General features: G+C 67.7%; 14 protein-coding genes and 2 tRNA genes. 5 read left to right on the forward strand and 11 right to left on the reverse strand.

The window, feature by feature from the left end:
- Position 1 precedes the first annotated feature (1 nt).
- Positions 2-1,147, forward strand: coding sequence for a CehA/McbA family metallohydrolase (locus V5F89_RS11005; protein WP_338445689.1), 1,146 nt, complete (start codon positions 2-4; stop codon positions 1,145-1,147).
- 181 nt (positions 1,148-1,328) lie between these two features.
- Here the strand turns inward: V5F89_RS11005 and V5F89_RS11010 are convergent, their stop codons facing one another.
- Positions 1,329-2,303 (reverse strand): SDR family NAD(P)-dependent oxidoreductase, encoded by a 975-nt coding sequence (locus tag V5F89_RS11010; RefSeq protein WP_338445690.1) that lies wholly within the window; start codon positions 2,301-2,303, stop codon positions 1,329-1,331.
- Positions 2,304-2,431: 128 nt separating this feature from the next.
- On the opposite strand from V5F89_RS11010, the gene V5F89_RS11015 reads away from it, so the two are divergent.
- Positions 2,432-3,361 carry an AraC family transcriptional regulator gene (locus tag V5F89_RS11015; RefSeq protein ID WP_338445691.1) on the forward strand — a complete coding sequence of 310 codons (930 nt, stop codon included), beginning with the start codon at positions 2,432-2,434 and terminating at the stop codon, positions 3,359-3,361.
- Positions 3,362-3,410: 49 nt separating this feature from the next.
- Here the strand turns inward: V5F89_RS11015 and V5F89_RS11020 are convergent, their stop codons facing one another.
- Together V5F89_RS11020 and V5F89_RS11025 are read right to left on the reverse strand one after the other, a co-directional pair.
- A complete protein-coding gene (locus tag V5F89_RS11020) occupies positions 3,411-3,938 on the reverse strand; it encodes a SixA phosphatase family protein (RefSeq protein ID WP_338445692.1) in 528 nt (175 codons plus the stop codon).
- Positions 3,935-6,685: an ATP-dependent DNA helicase gene (locus tag V5F89_RS11025; protein WP_338445693.1), complete on the reverse strand. Its 2,751-nt coding sequence runs from the start codon at positions 6,683-6,685 to the stop codon at positions 3,935-3,937. The genes V5F89_RS11020 and V5F89_RS11025 overlap by 4 nt, the downstream gene beginning before the upstream one ends.
- Positions 6,686-6,882: 197 nt before the next feature.
- Here V5F89_RS11025 and V5F89_RS11030 point away from each other — a divergent pair, with 197 nt between their 5' ends.
- A complete protein-coding gene (locus V5F89_RS11030; RefSeq protein WP_338445694.1) occupies positions 6,883-7,509 on the forward strand; it encodes a hypothetical protein in 627 nt (208 codons plus the stop codon).
- A 103-nt stretch (positions 7,510-7,612) separates the two neighbouring features.
- Positions 7,613-9,244, forward strand: coding sequence for a lysine--tRNA ligase (locus V5F89_RS11035; RefSeq protein WP_338445695.1), 1,632 nt, complete (start codon positions 7,613-7,615; stop codon positions 9,242-9,244).
- A gap of 27 nt (positions 9,245-9,271) precedes the next feature.
- Here V5F89_RS11035 and V5F89_RS11040 read toward each other — a convergent pair whose 3' ends face one another.
- The gene (locus V5F89_RS11040; RefSeq protein WP_338445696.1) at positions 9,272-9,940 is read right to left on the reverse strand and encodes a 2OG-Fe(II) oxygenase; all 669 of its coding nucleotides are present in this window, start codon (positions 9,938-9,940) and stop codon (positions 9,272-9,274) included.
- 87 nt (positions 9,941-10,027) lie between these two features.
- On the opposite strand from V5F89_RS11040, the gene V5F89_RS11045 reads away from it, so the two are divergent.
- Positions 10,028-10,585, forward strand: coding sequence for a cytochrome b (locus tag V5F89_RS11045; protein ID WP_338445697.1), 558 nt, complete (start codon positions 10,028-10,030; stop codon positions 10,583-10,585).
- A gap of 98 nt (positions 10,586-10,683) precedes the next feature.
- Here the strand turns inward: V5F89_RS11045 and V5F89_RS11050 are convergent, their stop codons facing one another.
- From V5F89_RS11050 to V5F89_RS11080, 7 genes are all read right to left on the reverse strand, one after another.
- Positions 10,684-11,664 (reverse strand): RcnB family protein, encoded by a 981-nt coding sequence (locus V5F89_RS11050; protein WP_338445698.1) that lies wholly within the window; start codon positions 11,662-11,664, stop codon positions 10,684-10,686.
- A 210-nt stretch (positions 11,665-11,874) separates the two neighbouring features.
- Positions 11,875-13,554, reverse strand: a complete 1,680-nt coding sequence (gene ettA, locus V5F89_RS11055; protein ID WP_338445699.1) for an energy-dependent translational throttle protein EttA — start codon at positions 13,552-13,554, stop codon at positions 11,875-11,877.
- A 120-nt stretch (positions 13,555-13,674) separates the two neighbouring features.
- Positions 13,675-15,057 carry an MATE family efflux transporter gene (locus tag V5F89_RS11060; protein ID WP_338445700.1) on the reverse strand — a complete coding sequence of 461 codons (1,383 nt, stop codon included), beginning with the start codon at positions 15,055-15,057 and terminating at the stop codon, positions 13,675-13,677.
- A 63-nt stretch (positions 15,058-15,120) separates the two neighbouring features.
- Positions 15,121-15,197, reverse strand: a tRNA-Pro gene (locus V5F89_RS11065).
- 21 nt (positions 15,198-15,218) lie between these two features.
- Positions 15,219-15,295 (reverse strand) — tRNA-Ile (locus V5F89_RS11070).
- A 54-nt stretch (positions 15,296-15,349) separates the two neighbouring features.
- Positions 15,350-16,348: a polysaccharide deacetylase family protein gene (locus tag V5F89_RS11075; protein WP_338445701.1), complete on the reverse strand. Its 999-nt coding sequence runs from the start codon at positions 16,346-16,348 to the stop codon at positions 15,350-15,352.
- 32 nt (positions 16,349-16,380) lie between these two features.
- Positions 16,381-18,096: a histidine kinase dimerization/phospho-acceptor domain-containing protein gene (locus V5F89_RS11080; protein ID WP_338445702.1), complete on the reverse strand. Its 1,716-nt coding sequence runs from the start codon at positions 18,094-18,096 to the stop codon at positions 16,381-16,383.
- Positions 18,097-18,259 lie beyond the last annotated feature (163 nt).

Raw genomic sequence — 18,259 nt, forward strand, 5'->3', positions numbered from 1 at the left:
AATGCGATTTGGATGTTTTCTCCTCGCGGCCCTGATCGGCCCGGCCGTCGCGCAGCCTGCGTCGTTCGAGGCAGGACGACTTGCGCAAGGCGAGGGCGAATGGCTGGCGGGGGATCTGCATTCGCATTCGCGCCACAGCGAGGATTCCTCGAACCACCCGATCCGGGCAATGCAGGAATTCGCCGCGCGCCACGGCCTCGATTTCCTGCTGATTTCCGATCACGACAACCATGTCGGCGGAGCGACCGCGCAGCACACCTGGGTGGATCCCGAATTCGCCTCCGACGAGATCGTGATGCTCTATGGCGCCGAACTCACGGCCGAACGCGGGCACATCAATACGATGAGCTGTGCGCCCTACGATCATCAGCGGCTCTACGACCTGCGCGACGCTCTCGATATCCAGATACAGGCGGCGGCCAGGGACATGGGCGTACAGCTGTCGGCCAATCATCCCGCCGGCAAGGATGCGTTCAGCTTCTCCTACGACATGGTCGCCTCGGTCGAGGTCTGGAATTCAGCCTTTTTTGAGGACAAGCAGGCCGCGCTCATGCTGTGGGACGATCTGCTCAAGTCGGGCAGGATGGTCACCGGCATCGGCGGAAGCGACAGCCATCACGGGATCCGCGCGAATGGCGATCGCAGCACCCCGCGCGCGCTCGAGGCGCTGACCACCAACCTCGGCACCCCGACGACCTGGGTGCTCGCACAGGCTCGCGATTGTGCGTCGGTGCTCCGCGCGATCGACCGCGGGCGGGTCTCGATCAGCGCCAACCCTTACGCTCCGCGCGTCGAACTGGCTGCCGATACCGATGGCGATGGGGCAATCGACATGCTGATGGGCGACAACCGGGCGGCGACGGGCCAGGAAATATCGTTCACCGTCCGCCTCGCCGGCGGCGACCTCGCCGACGCCGCCTATTCGATCGCCATCGTCAAGAACGGCCATCCGTTCAGGACGCTGGAGCTCGTCGGAGCCCGGTCGCTGACCTTCGCCGACACGACGGAGCCGGGCAAGCGATCCTATTATCGCGTCGAGGTGCTCGGCCCCGTTCCGGACCATCCCTCCGTGCCCTACCAGAAGAGCGTCGCGGGGCAGACGGTGGCGCTTTCGAACCCGCTCTTCTTCAACTTCGACGGCGGCTGAGCGACCGGGTTCGCTTCGAAACAGCATCGGCCAAGGAGATTGGCGAGGCCGGGTTCGACCTGATCACAATGTTCGACTGCCTCCACGACATGGGGCCCCCGCAGCTGTGCGGAGCACGTGAGCGGCCTCCTCAAGGATGACGGAACGTGGATGCTCGTGGAGCCGGATGGCCGATGCCGCTTCAGCCCTGCTGAAAACGACCCTGGGACGCTCCGATGCCTGTCATCGCTGCCGAGAGGTCCCACAGGCGCGAGGCGGCATTCGCGTCGATCGCATAGCCTTTGACGCCTTCCAGCGTTGCTTCGGCCGTTTCGTTTCTCTCGGCGACGTCGCAATCTTCGCAATACAGCCCGCCAAGGCCGTCGAGCAGAGGCGACGTCGCGGCCCAGACCTGCGTCGCCGCCCCCTGCGCAGGCGTCTTGAAGGTCGGGTCGGCAGGGTTCCCCTCGCTGTCTATCCAGCCGGCCTCGATCATTTCGGCCCGGCTTACATGGCGCAGAAGCGGGGTGAATATCTTGCCGGGATGGATCGAGAACGCGCGGATGCCCCGGTCCCGCCCGATCCGGTCGAGATGGACGGCGAACAGGGCATTTGCCGTCTTGGACTGGGCATAGGCCAGCCACCTGTCGTAGCCGCGTCGAAACTGCAGATCCTGCCACCGCATAGCCGAATATTGATGGCCGGCCGACGACACGGAAACCACGCGCGCGCCGTCGCCCAGCAAGGGCCATAGGAGGTTGGTCAGCGCGAAATGGCCGAGATGGTTGACGGCAAAGTGCGCTTCCCATCCCGGTCCCAGGCGGGTTTCGGGGCAAGCCATGATGCCGGCATTGTTGATCAGCATGTCTATGCGATCGCCTCGCTCGCACACCCGCTCCGCAAATCGGCGAACGCTCGCGAGATCTCCGAGATCGAGGGACGCCACGGTCACATTGGCGAGATCGGCAGTGGCGGTTCGTGCCGCGGCGCTGTCACGCGCGGCGACGATCACTTCGGCGCCGGCCCCGGTCAGCGCGCGCGTGGTCTCCAACCCCAGCCCCGAATGGCCTCCGGTAACGATCGCACGCCGACCGCTCAGGTCGACGTCGGCAAGCACGTCCGATGCGGTGGAGCGGGCGCCGAAGCCCGATCCCGCCGGTTGCTGATGGTCCGTCATGAGCTTTCTCCGAAATCTGGTTTCCGCGAAACCCGGCGGGTCCGCGATGGCGAACATGATCTTCGACGCGCGGACGATCCATGCGCTATGGTTCGCGAATCTTTCGCGGCCATACGGAAACCGTCACCTTGGATCCCCTCTCCGACGTTCTTTCCCTTCTGCGGCCGCGGACCGCCATCAGCGCCGGGCTGGATGCGGGCGGGCAATGGGCGATCCGGTTTCCCGGCCATGAGGGGATCAAGTTCAACGCCGTCATGCAGGGCGCCTGCTGGGTGTCGGTGGAAGGCGAAGTCGAGCCGCAGCGGATCGCCGCGGGCGACTGCTTCCTGCTGACCCGCGGTCGGCCGTTCCGGCTGGGCACCGACCCGTCGCGACCGACGATCGATTCGGCGACGATCTACGAGCAAGCGAAAGAGGGGATCGCGACTTGCAACGATGGGGGCGATTTCTTTCTGATCGGCGGGCGCTTCGCTTTCGAGGGCGATCATGCCGGCCTGCTGTTCGGCGAGCTTCCCCCCATCGTCCACGTACGCAATGCGACCGATCAGGCTGCGGTGCTGCGCTGGTCGCTGGGCCAGCTGGCGATCGAACTGAAACGAACGTCGCCGGGCAGCACTCTGATGAGCGACCATCTGGCGCAGATCATGCTCCTCCAGGTCTTGCGGCTATGGCTGGCCGGGGAAAGGCGTTCGGGCTGGCTCGGCGCTCTGGCCGATCCGCGACTGGGCCGCGCAATGCAGGCCATGCATGCCGAGCCCGCGCGACGCTGGACGCTGGCCGGGCTGGCAGCAGAAGCCGGCATGTCGCGGACCAGCTTTGCCGAGCGCTTCCGCGATGTCGTGGGCCAGACCCCGTTCGATTATCTTTCGGGATGGCGCATGCGACTTGCCGCCGACCGCCTTCGCCGCACCGAAGACAGCGTCGCCGCGATCGGCTACTCGGCCGGCTATGCCTCCGAAGGCGCCTTCAGCTCGGCATTCCGCCGTGCGATGGGGTGCACACCGACACAATATCGACGCACCGCCGCCGCTGTCCTGTCGGCGCAGGACAGGGCATGACTCCGCGCAGGTGCGGCCCGGTGCCGCTTCGGCCGCGCCGAAACCGAATCTAGTCTTCCGGGCCCAGGGCCGGATCGAGATCGCGCGGGCGGACGAAATGGACCAGTCGCCCGCAATCGGGGCGCAGGTCGGCCCAGTCGTCGATATCGAGTTCGAACACCGCGAAAGTGGCGGTCGGATATTTCGTGGCCGCCTTGTCGAACAGCCGGTCTTCCGCGGACGGGGGGACCAGAGCGAAGAGCGCCTCCTGCAGGCCGGGGTTGTGGCCTGCCACCAGCACGTTGTCCGCATCGCCCGCATGATCGCGCACGACCTCGAGGATGGTTTCCGCCTCTGCGAGATAGAGCCGTTGATCGAACACCGGTTCATGCCGGGGCAGCGCCGCCTCCAGCGTGCGGCGCACGCGTTCGGCCGGGCTGGCCAGCACGATCCCCCAATCCACCCCGTGCGCGGCAATGTGCCGGCCGATCAGCCGCGCACCCTTGCGCCCGCGATCGTTGAGGCCGCGGTCGAAATCGCGCTTGCCCACGTCGTCCCAGTCCGACTTGGCATGGCGCAGCAATCCCAGGATCTTCACGACGGCTGGCAATCCTCTGTCTGGCTGTCGGCCCCGGCCCCTGAAGCACCTGTGGCCACCCGTTGTAAAGCTTCCGCCAGCGTCAGCCTGATGACAGGCGTGCCGGCGGGGAAGGCGGAGAGGAGCCGGCTGGGAAAGGCGGCCGACAGAACGACGAAGTGGCCGCGATCGTCTTTCGAACGGATCAGGCGGCCGAAGGCCTGGGCCAGCCGGGCCCGGATGATCCGGTCGTCGTAAGCCGATCCGCCGTTCGCGGCGCGCCGGGCGCGGTGAAGGATGTCGGGCCGGGGCCAGGGCACCTGCTCCATGACCACGCAGCGCAGCGAACGGCCCGGGACGTCGACACCGTCGCGCAAGGCGTCGGTGCCGAGCAGGCTGGCGACCGGATCGTCGCGGAAGATGTCGACCAGGGTGCCGGTGTCGATCGGGTCGACATGCTGGGCATAGAGCGGCAACCCGGCGCGGGCCAGCCGGTCGGCGATCCGTCCGTGAACCGCGCGCAGCCGCCGGACCGCGGTGAACAGGCCCAGCACGCCGCCGCCCGCGGCCTCTATCAACCGGGCATAGGCGCCCGCCAGCGCGGGCAGATCGCCGCGCTTGATATCGGTCACGATCAGAACTTCGGCGCGCGAGGCGTAATCGAACGGGCTTTCGGCATGGGCGCGGTGCAACTCCACCTCGATATGCCGCGCGCCTGAGCGTGCGATCGCGCTTTCCCAGTCGTCCCCGTCGCGCAAGGTGGCGCTGGTCAGCATGACGCCGTGCGCCGGTTGCAGCACGACTTGCGCAAAGGGCTTCATCGGGTCGAGCCAGCGCCGGTGGATGCCGACATCGAACTCGCGCGCGCCGTGATCGGCGGGGCTGCGATCGACCGCGAGCCAGTCGACGAATTCGGGATCTCCCGGGCCGCCCAGCCGGTCGAGCAGCGCCTCCCACGCCTGGATCAGGTCGATCCGCCAGGCGAGCGAATGGCGCGCGCCCTCGATCCGGGCGCGGCCCTGGCCGTCGAGCCAGTCGGGCGCGTCTTCGACGACCGCTTCCAGCCGGGCGCCGAGCTTCGCCAGCGGCCGCCGGATCGCGGCAAGCGCAGACTGCGCGCTCTGGGCCGCCTCGATCACGTTTCCGGGCAGGCCCGCAGCTTCCGTTTCGATGCCATAGCCTGCTTCCTGCCCTCCGCTCTCGTCCCGGGCGTAGACGCAGGCTCTCACCGCGGCGAGCAGCGCCTCGACCGGGCCGTAGGGCTCGCCATCGTGCAGCCGCTGGAGCCACCCGTCGGAGGGGAGCGCCTGCGCAGCCTCCAGCGCGGCTGCGATCGCCTCGCCGCCCGCCCCGTCGTAACTCGCGACATCGGCCAGTCGCGCCGCGAGGCCGCGCCGGCGCCCGCGATTCTTGCGTTCAGGCCCGACGATCCAGCGCCGCAGCTCGATCGTCTCCTGCCCGGTCAACGCGGCTGCGAACGTGCTGTCGGCGGCATCGAAGACATGGTGCCCTTCGTCGAACACGATCCGCGTCGGGCGTTGCGCCTGGTCGCGTCCGGGGCCGAACCCGGCCCGCGCGGCGTTGATCATCACGAGCGCGTGGTTGGCGATTACCAGATCGGCCTGGGCCGAAGCCCGCGCGGCGCGCTCGATGAAGCATTTGCGATAGTGAGGACACCCCGCATAGACGCATTCGCCGCGCTGGTCGGTAAGCGCGGCGATCCCGCGCTTGCGGAACAAAGTGCCGAGCCAGCCGGGCAGGTCCCCGCCGATCATGTCGCCGTCGCGGCTATAGGCGGCCCAGCGCGCGACGAGGTGGGCCAGGATCGCCGCCCTTCCGCCGAAGCCGCCCTGCAGTGCATCCTCCAGGTTGAGCAGGCACAGGTAGTTTTCCCGCCCCTTGCGGACGACCACCGGCTGCGTGTCGTCGGCGCGCCGTTCGGGCCAGGCGCGGCGGCTTTCGGCACGCAATTGGCGTTGCAGGTTCTTGGTATACGTCGAAACCCATACCGTACCGCGCGCCGCCGCGGCCCAGAGCGAGGCCGGCGCGAGGTACCCCAGCGTCTTGCCGATTCCGGTGCCCGCTTGCGCCAGCAGGACATGCGGCGCCCCGCGTCCGGCGCGGGGCGCGAAGACTTTGCCCGCTTCGCGCGCGTAGAGGTATTGGCCCTCGCGCCGTTCGGCGCCGGTGCCGGTGAGGTGGGCCAGTTGCCCCTCGATCTCGGCCTCTTCGATCAGAACCTGGCCGGGCGGGGGGCGCTCGGGCGCATCTTCCCATTCGGGCAGGCGGGAGAACAACCACTTTTCGGCCCGTTGCGGGCGAGCGATATGGGGGGAGAGCACTTGCGCCCAGGGCCAGCGCAGCCTGACCAGCGATTGCAGGGCCGACCAGGCGCCTTCGCGTTCGGGCCACGCGGGATCGGCACAAGTGGCGAGCAGGACCCCGGCGGCCTGCTGCAGGAGGGCCGGGATAGCGTCGTCCGCCTGCGGTTCGGCCAGGCCGAGCGCGTGCGCCAGCCCCTTGGGGGTGGGGACGCAGAAGCGCGCGGGATGAACGAACGCGAACAGCTCCAGCAGGTCGAGACCGGAAAGGTCGGGATACCCCAGCCGGTTCGCGACCAGCGGCGCGTTGAGCAGCAGGACGGGCGTATCCGCCGCTGCCGTGATCGCCTCCCCCTTGGAACACCCGTGCGTCGGCCCCGCGGCTTCGCGCAGCCAGGTCCCGGCATGGCTGGCATGAAGCGCGGGGAGGGCGACCGGCGGAGGCATCGGCCGACGATGCGGCAGCCGGAACGGAAAGTAAACAAGGCCGAACCGCCCGATCCGGCGCCAGACGATCCGGCGCGCGAGGCGGCGTTCCGATCGCGATGCCGGCAGCGCCGGTGCCGGAAATACATTGGGGATCGAAGTATTGTTTTTTCGGAACGGGGAACGCGGCAAATTCTTGCTGCGTTGTGGATCTAGACATGACTGCCAACGACCATCATCGCCGCTATGCTCGCTTCGCAATCGCCGCAATCTTCGCATTTGCCGCCGCGCCGCAGGCCTGGGCGCAGAAGGCGCAGGCGACGGGCGCAAGCAGCGCCGAGCGCGGAATTATCCTGCGCCTGCCCGTGGACCCGATGGTCGAACCCGACCCGCCCGAATCGGAAACCGCTCCCCTGCCGCTCGACACTTCGCAGCGTGCCAGCAACCCGGTGGTGATCCAGCTCCCCCCTGCGGAAACGACGCCTCACGAACAGCCGTCCGCTATCGCGCCTTCGGCGGAGACGCCGGACCCGGCCTCTCACCCTTCCGGCCCGTCCTTCGCTCCGGAGGGCCAGCGCGCCGAACGCTTTGGCCGGGCAGGCACCTCCGGTCCGGCCGGCGCCGCGACGCCGGATGCGGAGCGCAGCGCGCCGCCGTCGTCGGAGCGTGCCGCACCGGCGCTCTCGCCGGATGCGTCGGCGGTCGCATCGCACGACAGCGCGCCTGGTGCGCAATGGCTCGGCTTTATCGCCCTGGCGTTAGCCGGCCTCATTCCCATCGCCCTCGCGCTCGTGGCATTCGTGTGGGTGCGGCGGCGCACGCGGTCGGCACGATCCAAGTCATAACCCGTCAGGGTCGCAGGGAAGGGGCGTTTCGCGAGAAGCGCCCCTTTTCGCTGTCCGGCCTTCGCGCTTGCAACGCGGTGCCGCTTGGGCAAGAGGCGGCACGATGACCGAGCAGACCCTTATCGAAGCCGCCCGCGTGTCCAAGGCCTGGCCGTTCCAGGAGGCGCAGAAGCTGCTCAAACGCTATCCCGACGGCAAGCCGGGCGGCGCGCCGGTGCTGTTCGAAACCGGGTACGGCCCTTCGGGCCTGCCGCATATCGGCACGTTTCAGGAAGTTCTGCGCACCACGCTCGTGCGCCGCGCCTACGAGGCGCTGATCGGCGCGCGCCCGGAAGACGGGAAGACGCGGCTGATCGCTTTCAGCGACGATATGGACGGGCTGCGCAAAGTGCCGGACAATTTGCCCAACCGCGAGATGCTGGGCGAACACCTGGGCAAGCCGCTGACCCGGATCCCCGATCCGTTCGAGGCCGGCTTCGACAGTTTCGCGCATCACAACAACGCCAGATTGCGCGAGTTTCTCGACCGGTTCGGTTTCGCCTACGAGTTCGTTTCCGCCAGCCAGATGTACAACGACGGCGCGTTCGACGAGGCGCTGCGGCAAGTGCTGCGGAACAATCGGGCGATCCTCGATATCATGCTGCCGACCCTGCGCGAGGAGCGGCGGAGGACTTATTCCCCGGTGCTCCCGATCAGCCCGACCACCGGTGCGGTGCTTCAGGTCCCGGTGGAGGTGGTCGATGCCGAGGCGGGGATCGTGCGGTTCGAGGACGAGGACGGCAGCACCGTCGAGCAGTCCGCTCTGGGCGGAATGGCCAAGCTGCAATGGAAAGTCGACTGGGCGATGCGTTGGTATGCGCTCGGCGTCGATTACGAGATGTGCGGCAAGGACCTGACCGACAGCGTCACCCAGTCGGGCAAGATCGTACAGGTGCTCGGCGGACGCAAGCCGGAAGGGCTGATCTACGAGTTGTTCCTCGATGCCAATGGCGAGAAGATCTCCAAGTCCAAGGGCAACGGCCTGACGATCGAGGAATGGCTGACTTACGGCAGCGAAGAGAGCTTAGGCTTCTATATCTTCCCCAATCCGAAGAGCGCCAAGCAGCTCCATGTCGGGGTGATCCCGCGGGCGGTGGACGATTACTGGCAGTTCCGCGAACGTCTGGCGGAGCAGCCGCTCGACAAGCAACTGGGCAATCCCGTCTGGCACCTGCTGCGCGCCAACGGCGGTTTCGACGGGGCCGAGGCGCCGGGCGCGGGCGAGAGTCTGCCGGTGACTTATGGCCTGCTGCTCAATCTCGTGGGCGTGCTTGGCGCCGGGGCGACGCGCGAACAGGTCTGGTCCTACCTCGGCAACTATATCGACGATCCCGATCCGGCGAAGCTGCCCGAACTCGACGGGCTGGTCGACAGGGCGCTCGCCTATAGCCGCGACTTCATCGCGCCCACGCTGAACCGGCGCGCGCCGGCAGCGAACGAAGCGGCCGCGCTCGAAGCGCTCGACCGGGCGCTGGAGACAGTGGCGCCGGATGCCGGGGCGGAGGAACTGCAGACGATCGTTTACGAGATCGGCAAGCAGGAGGCGTTCGGGTTCGAGAACCTGCGCGACTGGTTCCGCGCCCTGTACGAAACCCTGCTCGGGTCGAGCCAGGGGCCGCGCATGGGCAGCTTCATCGCGCTTTACGGCATCGACGACACGCGCAAGCTGATTGCCGAGGCGCTGGCGCGCGCCTGAGGGTTGCTCGATCCCGGCTGGTGCCGGTCAGCCCCACTTGCGGGTGCGATACCACTTGGTGATGACATATTTCACCCCGCGTTCCACCGGGGTGCCGGCGTGAAGCGTGTCGTCGTTGGGCGTGCCGTCGGGCCGGGCGTTGTTCCAGGTCAGCAGCACGCCGGGCTTGGGCGGGATCTTGATGCCGACTTCGGTGAAGTGCGTTTCGCCGCCGGCCTCCACCGCGTTGAGAAAAGCCATGGCGGTCCACGATCGCTGGCCGCCGCGCTTGCGTTCCGACTTCCAGTAATCCTCGGTCGTATAGAACCAGTCGTTGTGCGGCTTGAACTGCTGGCCGGGCATATAGCGCTGGCCCTGAATCGCCTCGCCGGTTTCGGCTTTCAGGCCCAGGGCGTCGTCGATCCGCCGCGAAATGCCCGCGACGAACCGATCGCGCGGATCGAGATTGCCCGAATAGGACGTGCGGAAGCCGGTCGAATAGTCGGCGTCGAACAGCGTGCTGGGCTGGGCCACGGCGTCGATCATCAGGATCAGCCGCTGGCATTCGGCCGCGCTCAGGAAATCGCCGAAGGCATAGATCTCGGCCTTTTCGGTCGGCACCTTGTAGGCCTGCGGATCGGCTTCGAGCCGCTTGCGGACCGATGCGCCGACGCGCTTGAGCGCATCCTTGTCGGGAATCGTTGCGGTCTTGGTCATTGCGCGCTTTCCTATCAGCGCCAGAATGTGCTTCAAGAGGGCGAACGGGGGCGCCCGTTGGAAACGAGATCCGGGAGGAGAGACGCGATGACCGATATTCCCGCACGCCGATACCCGAAAGTGGCGATGGTCCTCCACTGGCTACTGGCGATCGGGGTGATCGCGCAGTGGCGGCTGGCTGTGGCGGGCGAGAACGCCGCGTCCGAGGCGGCCGGGCGCGAGATCATGGGCAATCACTTCTCCCTCGGGGTCGTCATATTGCTGCTGGCGCTGGCGCGCCTGGCGTGGCGCCTGGTGCAGCCCAACCCGCCGCTGGCGAGCGATCTTGCGGCATGGGAACGCTGGTTGGCGAAGACGACCCACACGTTATTCTACGTCCTCCTGATCGTCATGCCGCTGGCGGGCTGGTATGCGATGTCGAAGTACGGCAACGGGGTGGACGTGTTCGGGGTCTTCTCCCTGCCTGCCCTGCCGGTCGCGCCGGATCCGGAAGGGGCGAGCGAGATCTTCGGCCTCCACGCCGCCGCGGGCGTCGCGCTGCTGGTGCTCGCCGGGCTGCACATTCTCGGCACGCTCAAGCACACGCTGGTCGACCGCGACGGCAACCTGTTCCGCATGCTGCCCTTCGGCCAGCCGCGGGCCTGACTGTCCGCGCCATCCACGCGAAAACCCCCGCCAGGCTGCTGGCGGGGGTTCGCAAAGGGTCGCCGGGCTGAGGGACCCCGGCGACGGGAAAGGCATTTTTACCAGAAGAAGTCGTAGATCACGTCGACCACCTGGCCGTTGTAGGTGTTCACCAGCAGGACGTCGTCGTAATAGCGGACCCAGCGATAGGGGCCGTATGCCGGCGGCAGGCGATAGCGCCACGGATCGTTGATCCAGTAACGGTTGCTGTAAAACACGCTGCCGATGTGCAGGCCGATGCTCAGGCGGTCGTAGCGATAGCCGCGATAGGGCGCGTAGTAGCGGCCCGGGCGATAGACATGCCGGTTGGCGGCGCGATAGCGATGCCAGTTGTAACGGTTGTTGTTGCGCCAGGTGCGGTTCCATGCGCGATGATTGCGGTTGTCGCGGCGGTTGTCCCACCGGTCGCGCCGACGGTCCGATCTGTCGCGGCGGTTTTCATGGCGATCGCCCCATCGATCGCGCCGATCGTGGTTGCGATCGCGGCGGTTGTCGCGGCGATCCTCCCACCGATCCCGGCGGTCGTCATTGCGATCGCCCCATCTGTCACGCCGGTTGTCGCGCCGATCTTGCCAGCGATCGCGCCGGTTCTCGTTCCAGTCCCGCCGGCTTTCGCGCCGTTCGCGGGCCTGTTCGCGGCGACGTTCGATCGCGCGTTCGGCGCGCTGGCGTTCGCGCTGCTGTTCGGCGCGTTGCCGCGCCACGGCCCGGCGCGGGCTCTCGGCATCGCCCGTCTCAATGCGTGCCGGGCGGGTATTCTCGCGGTTCCAGCCGGTGTTGGAGCGCAGCCCTGTGCGATCGCGGCGCAGCTCGCGGCGGCGTTCGCTGCGCTGGCCGCGCGCCTCGCGCCGCTGCTGGGCGCGCTCGCTGCGGACCTGGCGGCGATGCTGCCGTGCTTGCTGGCGTTCGCCGCGCTCACGCTGCGCACGCGGTTGCTCGGCCGCTTCGGCGGCGAAACTCGGGGCGGGAAGGGCGGTCAGCGCCATTGCACCGGCCAGGCCGGTCAGCGCGCTCCCTTTCAGGAATTGTCCAAATGTCATGTGCGGCTCTCCGTTCGGTCGAGAAACGCCGCGCCCACCACCAGCGGCCCCTCTGCTGTAATGAGGGCCTTGTACGATGAGGCGAATGACCGCGAACTGAACCGCTCGTGCAGGCTTCCGTTCAGGTTGAGCGTTGCTGACCTGAATGCGTGCGCACGGTCTGTCGCTCGTCGGGAAGGCCGCGACGAGCGGACAGGCCGCCGGTCTATCTCACCGAGTCAGCTTCTTGTACGCCAGCCTGGTCGGGCGGTCCGCCGCATCGCCCAGCCGGCGCCGCTTGTCTTCCTCGTACGCTTCGAAGTTGCCTTCGAACCATTCGACGTGGCTGTTGCCCTCGAACGCCAGGATGTGCGTCGCCAGGCGGTCGAGGAAGAAGCGGTCGTGCGAGATGACCACGGCGCAGCCGGCGAAGTTTTCGATCGCCTCTTCCAGCGCGCCGAGCGTTTCCACGTCGAGGTCGTTGGTCGGCTCGTCGAGCAGCAGGACGTTGCCGCCTTCCTTCAGCATCTTGGCCATGTGCACGCGGTTGCGTTCGCCGCCCGAGAGCTTGCCGACGTTCTTCTGCTGGTCCTGTCCCTTGAAGTTGAACGCGCCGACATAGGCGCGGGTGGAAACGTCGTGGCCGTTGACTTTCATGTAGTCGAGGCCGTCGGAAATCTCCTCCCACACGTTGTTCTTCGGGTTCAGATCGTCGCGGCTCTGGTCGACGTAGCCGAGATGCACGGTGTCGCCGATCTCGATCGTCCCGCTGTCGGGCGTTTCCTGCCCGGTGATGATGCGGAACAGCGTGGACTTGCCCGCGCCGTTGGGGCCGATCACGCCGACGATCCCGCCGGGGGGCAGCATGAACGAGAGGTTTTCGAACAGGAGCTTGTCGCCATAGGCTTTCGTGATGTTCTTCGCTTCGATCACTTTGCCGCCCAGCCGTTCGGGCACCTGGATCACGATCTGCGCCTTGCCCGGCTTGCGGTCCTGCTGCGCGTCCTGCAGCTGTTCGAACTTGCGGATACGCGCCTTGGACTTGGTCTGGCGCGCGCTGGGCGTCTGCCGGATCCATTCCAGTTCGCGGCTGAGCGCCTTCTGCCGGCCCGATTCCTCGCGGCTCTCCTGCTCCAGCCGCTTGGCCTTCTTTTCCAGATAGGTCGAGTAGTTGCCTTCGTAGGGATAGTACGATCCGCGATCGAGTTCGAGGATCCAGCCGACCACGTGATCGAGGAAGTAACGGTCGTGGGTGATCATCAGCACCGCGCCGGCATATTCCTTCAGGTGGTTTTCCAGCCATTCGACCGATTCGGCGTCGAGGTGGTTGGTCGGCTCGTCGAGCAGGAGGATCGAGGGCTTCTGGATCAGCAGGCGGGTGAGGGCGACGCGGCGCTTCTCGCCGCCCGAAAGGTCGGTCACCGGCCAGTCGCCCGGCGGGCAGCGCAGCGCCTCCATCGCGATTTCGAGCTGGTTGTCGAGCGTCCAGCCGTCCACCGCGTCGATCTTTTCCTGGAGAGTGCCCATCTCCTCCATCAGCGCGTCGAAATCGGTGTCGTCCTTCGGATCGCCCATCTCGGCGCTGATCGCGTTGAAGCGTTCGACCATGTCGGCGACTTCGCGCGCGCCGTCGCGCACGTTCTCGAGCACGGTCTTGCTCTCGTCCAGCTGCGGCTCCTGCGGCAGGTAGCCGACGGTGATGTTCTCGCCCGGCCAGGCCTCGCCGGTGAAATCGGTGTCGATCCCGGCCATGATCTTCATCAGGGTGGACTTGCCCGCGCCGTTGGGGCCGACGATGCCGATCTTCGCACCCTGGTAGAATTGCAGGTTGATATTCGACAGCACCGGCTTGGGCGCGCCGGGGAAAGTCTTGGTCATGTTCTTCATGACGAATGCGTATTGGGCGGCCATCAGTCGTCCTTCGGGAAATTCGCGGGGTTTCGGAGTTGGCGCGCAGATAGGGCCTGCCGCGCGCGCGGGCAAGCCGCACTTGGCGGGGAAGCGGCCAGTGCCGTCTCGACCGGAGCGGCTCTACGTCCCGCTGGCGAAGCCCCGTCGCAACAGGAACGGCAGCATGGCGGCCTGAAAGGCGGCGCGGGCGACCAGGAACAGCGTGAAGGCGAGCCACAGCCCCCAGTTGCCCTGCGGCCAGGCGAACCACAGCGTCAGGGCATAGACCGCGCTGGCACCCAGCATCGACAGCAGCAAAGCACGCGTCCAGCTCGCGCCCACGAACACGCCGTCGAAGACGAAGCCGGCGACCCCGGCAAAGGGGATCAGCACCAGCCAGATCGCCTGTTCCTGCGCAGCGCGCGCCACCGCCGGTGTCGCGGCGAAGCTGGCGAGGACGGGGTCCGCGAGCAGCGCGAAGGCGAGCGCGACCAGCGCAGCGGCACCCATTCCGCGGACCATGATCGCGCGGATATAGGCGGCAAAGCCCGCCCGATCCTCGGCGCCGCGTCGTTCCCCGTTCAGCACTTGCGCCGCGTTCTCGAATCCGTCGAGCAGCAGCGCGGTGAAGACGAACATCTGATAGAGGATGCCGTTCGCCGCCAGCACCACCGCGCCGCGCTCCGCGCTGAGCCGGGTCAGCGCGGCGAGGGCGATCATCAGGACGACGGTGCGCAGGAACAGGTCGCGGTTGAGCGAGAGGAAGGGGCGCAGGCTGGCCCAGCGCAGCACGGTCTTCTCGCGCGCGGCGGCGAGCAGCGTCGCCCCGTGGCTGCCACGCGCGACGAAAGCGGCCAGTATCGCCAGCTTGGCATATTCGGCGATGAAGCTCGACCAGCCGACCCCCGCGATTCCGGTGTCGAGCCCGAGCACGAACCACAGCCCCAGCGCGACGTTGAGCAGGTTGTAGACGACTTCGATCACCAGCACCGCCGCCATTCGCCGCTGCCCGACGAGATAGCCGACAAGCGCGAGGTTCAGCATCACGCCGGGCGCGGACCAGTACCGGATATCGGCATAGATCCGCGCCGCGGCGAGCACGTCCCCGCGCGCGCCCAGCGCATCGAGCAGGGCGGGCATCAGCAGCGGCTTGGCCAGCAGCAGCGCGGCCGCGATGGCAAGGCCGATCGTCGCGCCGCGCAGCAGGATCGCCGCCTGCTCCGCGGTGCCGCTGCGCGTTCCGGCCTGCGCGACGAGGCCCGTGGTCCCCGTCTTGAGGAAGTTCATCACCGTGAACAGCATCGCGAAAAGGCGCGCGCCGACGTCGACCGCGCCCTGCGTCGCCGCGTCGTCGAGCCGGCCGACGATCCACATGTCGCCCAGGCCGATCAGCGCGGTGGCGACGTTGGTGACCATCGCGGGCAGGGCGATGGCCCAGATCGCGCGGGTATCGAGAGCGTGGCGGGCGCGGCCGGCGGGGGAGGGCGTTTCAGCGGAGATGGCCGTTGCTCCTTTCCGCCTCACGCGCTTCGCTTGGGAGCATTTTGGCCGAACCTGTCCCCCGGACACGTTCGAGTCGCAAAATGCTGGTCGGGGAGACAGGATTCGAACCTGCGACATCTTGCTCCCAAAGCAAGCGCGCTACCGGACTGCGCCACTCCCCGACCGATGATCGCCGCGGTACCTGGTGGGCCCGGCAGGACTCGAACCCGCGACCTAGCCGTTATGAGCGGCCAGCTCTAACCAACTGAGCTACAGGCCCCCGGGTACCGTTCGGCGCGCGCGGGTTAGCCCGCGCAGCGCGTGCGTGCAAGCATCAGACGACGACCGACTGCATGATCTCCGCCACGGTGGTCGGGCGAATGCCGTGCCGGTCGAGATAGGCGAAGACCGCGCGAAACCAGTCGTAGAGGGCGTCGAGATCGTCGTCGGTCTCGACATAGGGCGTGTGGCCGAGCGCGAGCGAGGGGCTGTGAAACGACAGCACGATCAGCGGCAGGCCGTCGTCGATCGCCATGTCCAGCGCGCGGATCGCATCGTCGACGGTCGTTCCTTCGGGCGTCAACGGGATGCGTTCGAGCAGGCCCAGGTTTGCGGCCAGGCCGCGCATCCGCGGCAGCCGCGAGAGGAGGGGATAGAGCAGGCGCCCCTGCCGGCGCAGCATTCCCCAGTACACGGTCGTCAGCGGCAGTTCGAGAACCGACATCTCGCCGTCGAGCCAGAACGGTTCGAGCGGATAGTCGGCATAGTCCGGCCCGTGTCCCTTGCGATAATCGAACAGCGGGCGAAAAGAGGTATCGACCCCGACGCCGGCTTCGCGAAGCAGATCGGTCGTCGCGCTGCCGAAGCCATAGCGCCCGGCGCGATAGAGCTGCGGATTCGCGCCGAAATTCTCCGCGATCGCGTTGCGCAAGGTCAGGAACTTCGCGCGTTCGAGATCGGGCGACAGGTTCCCGGCATAGGAATTGTGCGCATCCACATCTTCTTCGAACGGCGGATTGACCCAGGGGTGCAGCTGGATGCCGACTTCGGCAGTGCCCCGCGCCACCGCACCGCCAAGAATATCCTTCGCGACGGTCGAATTGGCTATCGGCCAGTCGATCAGGTAGCTGGGCACGACCCCTTTCGCCTCGCAGAATTCCTGGAAATTGCGGAGGCGGGGTACGTGCCGCAGGCCGTGGCGATCGCGCGTGAACGGCCCGTCCCAGTCGAACTCCTCCTCGGTATCGACGGTCAGCAGGAAGCGGCGCCCGAAGGCGGACGAGAAGCGGGCCCTGGGGCCGGGGGGTGGCAAAGTGCGGGTGGTCTTGTTCAAGCGCCGATACTCCAGCGGAACGCCGTTGCGATTCAGCGCGCTTCGGGATGTCGCTTCGGCTCGCGACTTTCGGTGGGGCTAGAATCGCGTCCGGTCTCGGTCAAGCGCGGCAGCGCGAGCCGAAGGGCATCGTCCACACGTTCGAGCGCTCCGCCGACAAGCCCCGCTTCCGCGCGCACCAGCCGCAGCGCGAAGCCGGCGCCGAACATCCCCGCGCTCACCCCGCCCTGCGGCGCGCGGGGCTGGGTCGCGAACACGTCTTCCTCCGCAGCAAGGGCCGCCGGCAGCGTGGCGCTGAGCAGGACCACGCCGCGCTCCGCGCGCAGCGCCAGTTCCACCGTCTCGCCTGAGCCCAGAGCGGACGCGAGCGTCGCCAGCAGCCGCCAGGCCAGCGCTTCGCCTTCGCGCAGGGCAAGCGGGACGATTGCCGGTTCCTGGGGAATGTCGAGCGCGAAGCCCGAGAGGCGGGGTGCCAACACCGGTTCCAGCTGCTTCGCCAGCGCCCGGCACAGCACGGCGAAGTCGCAATCGCCCTCCAGCGGTTCGAGCGCGCCGGTCTCGATCCGCGCCAGCCGATCCAGTTCGTCGAACCCGGCCAGCATCCGCGCTGCGTCGCCGGCGATATTGGCGGCCAGCGCGCGGTATTCGTGCGGCACTTCGCCGAAGACCTGCTGCTGGATGACTTCGGCGAAACCCTGGATCGCGTTTACCGGCGTGCGCAATTCGTGGAGCAGTTGCCGGATACGATCCGCTTCTGCGCAGCTGCCGCCTTCCCGCTCGGTCGCGAGGTGCAGGGCGGGGCGGCGGAACTTGCCTGCCAGACCGTAAAACCGGCCCCCTTGCGCGGTGAAGCGTGGGCCGGCGTCGACGATCCATTCGCCCGCGATTTGCGGGGCGCCGTGCAGCGCCATCCGCGCGCCTTCCAGCCGCTGCCACTTTTGCAGGGCAGCGCGGGCCTCGGGCGTGGCGAGCCGCATGCCCACGACCATCGACGCGACGCCGGGTTCGGCCCAGTCGATGCGGCCGGCAGCGTCGGTGGTAAAGGCGAAGCCGCGCAAGGGCGGCACGTCGTTGTCGCCCTGCTCCCCGAGCGGGAGGCGCGGCGCGGAATCGATCGCAGGCCCCTCCGCGCGGGCGCGCTGGAAGGCTTCGATCCGCCGCACGAGCGCGCCGATCGCGGTTTCCTCGTCCTCGTCCTCGCCCTCGTCGTCCCCGCTGTCGTTCGCGGGGACCGTCAGCTCGAGCGGCTCGCGCTCGTCCGCCCGCGGCATCGGCTGGACGACGCTCTCGCGGTCGATGCCGCCCCCCGGATCGGGCAGCCCGCGGTCGTGGATTCCCAGCCTTTCCAGCAGTTCGATGGCGCGCGGCGGCAGGTTTCGGCGCAGGCGCAGGAAGCCGCGGGCGCGGATCGGCAGGCGCGGGATCAGCGCTTCCCAGTCTTCCGCGTCGAGGTCGGCACGCGCCAGCGCCGCCGCCGCCACTTCGGGCTCGTCTTCGGCGAGATGGGCGGCAAGTTCGGGATTGCGGAAACGCCACCCGGAATCGCGAATCATCGCTGCCCGGTCGGGCGCCGGGATGATTTCGCCGAGCGCGCCCAGCCGAAGCCAGGCGGAGGAGGTGAGGCCCCGGTCGAACCCGCCGCGCCGGGCACCCAGCAGGTCCAGCAATTGCCGGAATTGCGCGCGCGCCGCGCGCCCGCCGCTCGCGCGGTGGCGCAATACTGTGGCGAGGCGGTCGTCGAACTGCATGAATCTCCGGTGGGCATAGGCTCTTGGCGGAGCCTCGTGAACGCATCATTCTAGCAGTTTCCACGACCATAGGGCATCTTGCTGCTCAGCGCGTTGCAAAGCGGGACAATTGCTGGCAAGGCTAATAATATTAGGTGGCTGCCGCTGGCGACACCGGTTTAGT

It is taken from the genome of Pelagerythrobacter marensis (assembly GCF_036700095.1).
GTDB classification, from domain to species: domain Bacteria; phylum Pseudomonadota; class Alphaproteobacteria; order Sphingomonadales; family Sphingomonadaceae; genus Pelagerythrobacter; species Pelagerythrobacter marensis_A.

Coding starts and splice junctions, on each gene's coding strand:
- V5F89_RS11005 (WP_338445689.1), top strand. CDS start 2: ATGCGATTTGGATGTTTTCTCCTCGCGGCCCTGATCGGCCCGGCCGTC.
- V5F89_RS11010 (WP_338445690.1), bottom strand. CDS start 2,303: ATGACGGACCATCAGCAACCGGCGGGATCGGGCTTCGGCGCCCGCTCC.
- V5F89_RS11025 (WP_338445693.1), bottom strand. CDS start 6,685: ATGCCTCCGCCGGTCGCCCTCCCCGCGCTTCATGCCAGCCATGCCGGG.
- V5F89_RS11030 (WP_338445694.1), top strand. CDS start 6,883: ATGACTGCCAACGACCATCATCGCCGCTATGCTCGCTTCGCAATCGCC.
- V5F89_RS11035 (WP_338445695.1), top strand. CDS start 7,613: ATGACCGAGCAGACCCTTATCGAAGCCGCCCGCGTGTCCAAGGCCTGG.
- V5F89_RS11040 (WP_338445696.1), bottom strand. CDS start 9,940: ATGACCAAGACCGCAACGATTCCCGACAAGGATGCGCTCAAGCGCGTC.
- V5F89_RS11045 (WP_338445697.1), top strand. CDS start 10,028: ATGACCGATATTCCCGCACGCCGATACCCGAAAGTGGCGATGGTCCTC.
- V5F89_RS11050 (WP_338445698.1), bottom strand. CDS start 11,664: ATGACATTTGGACAATTCCTGAAAGGGAGCGCGCTGACCGGCCTGGCC.
- ettA (WP_338445699.1), bottom strand. CDS start 13,554: ATGGCCGCCCAATACGCATTCGTCATGAAGAACATGACCAAGACTTTC.
- V5F89_RS11080 (WP_338445702.1), bottom strand. CDS start 18,096: ATGCAGTTCGACGACCGCCTCGCCACAGTATTGCGCCACCGCGCGAGC.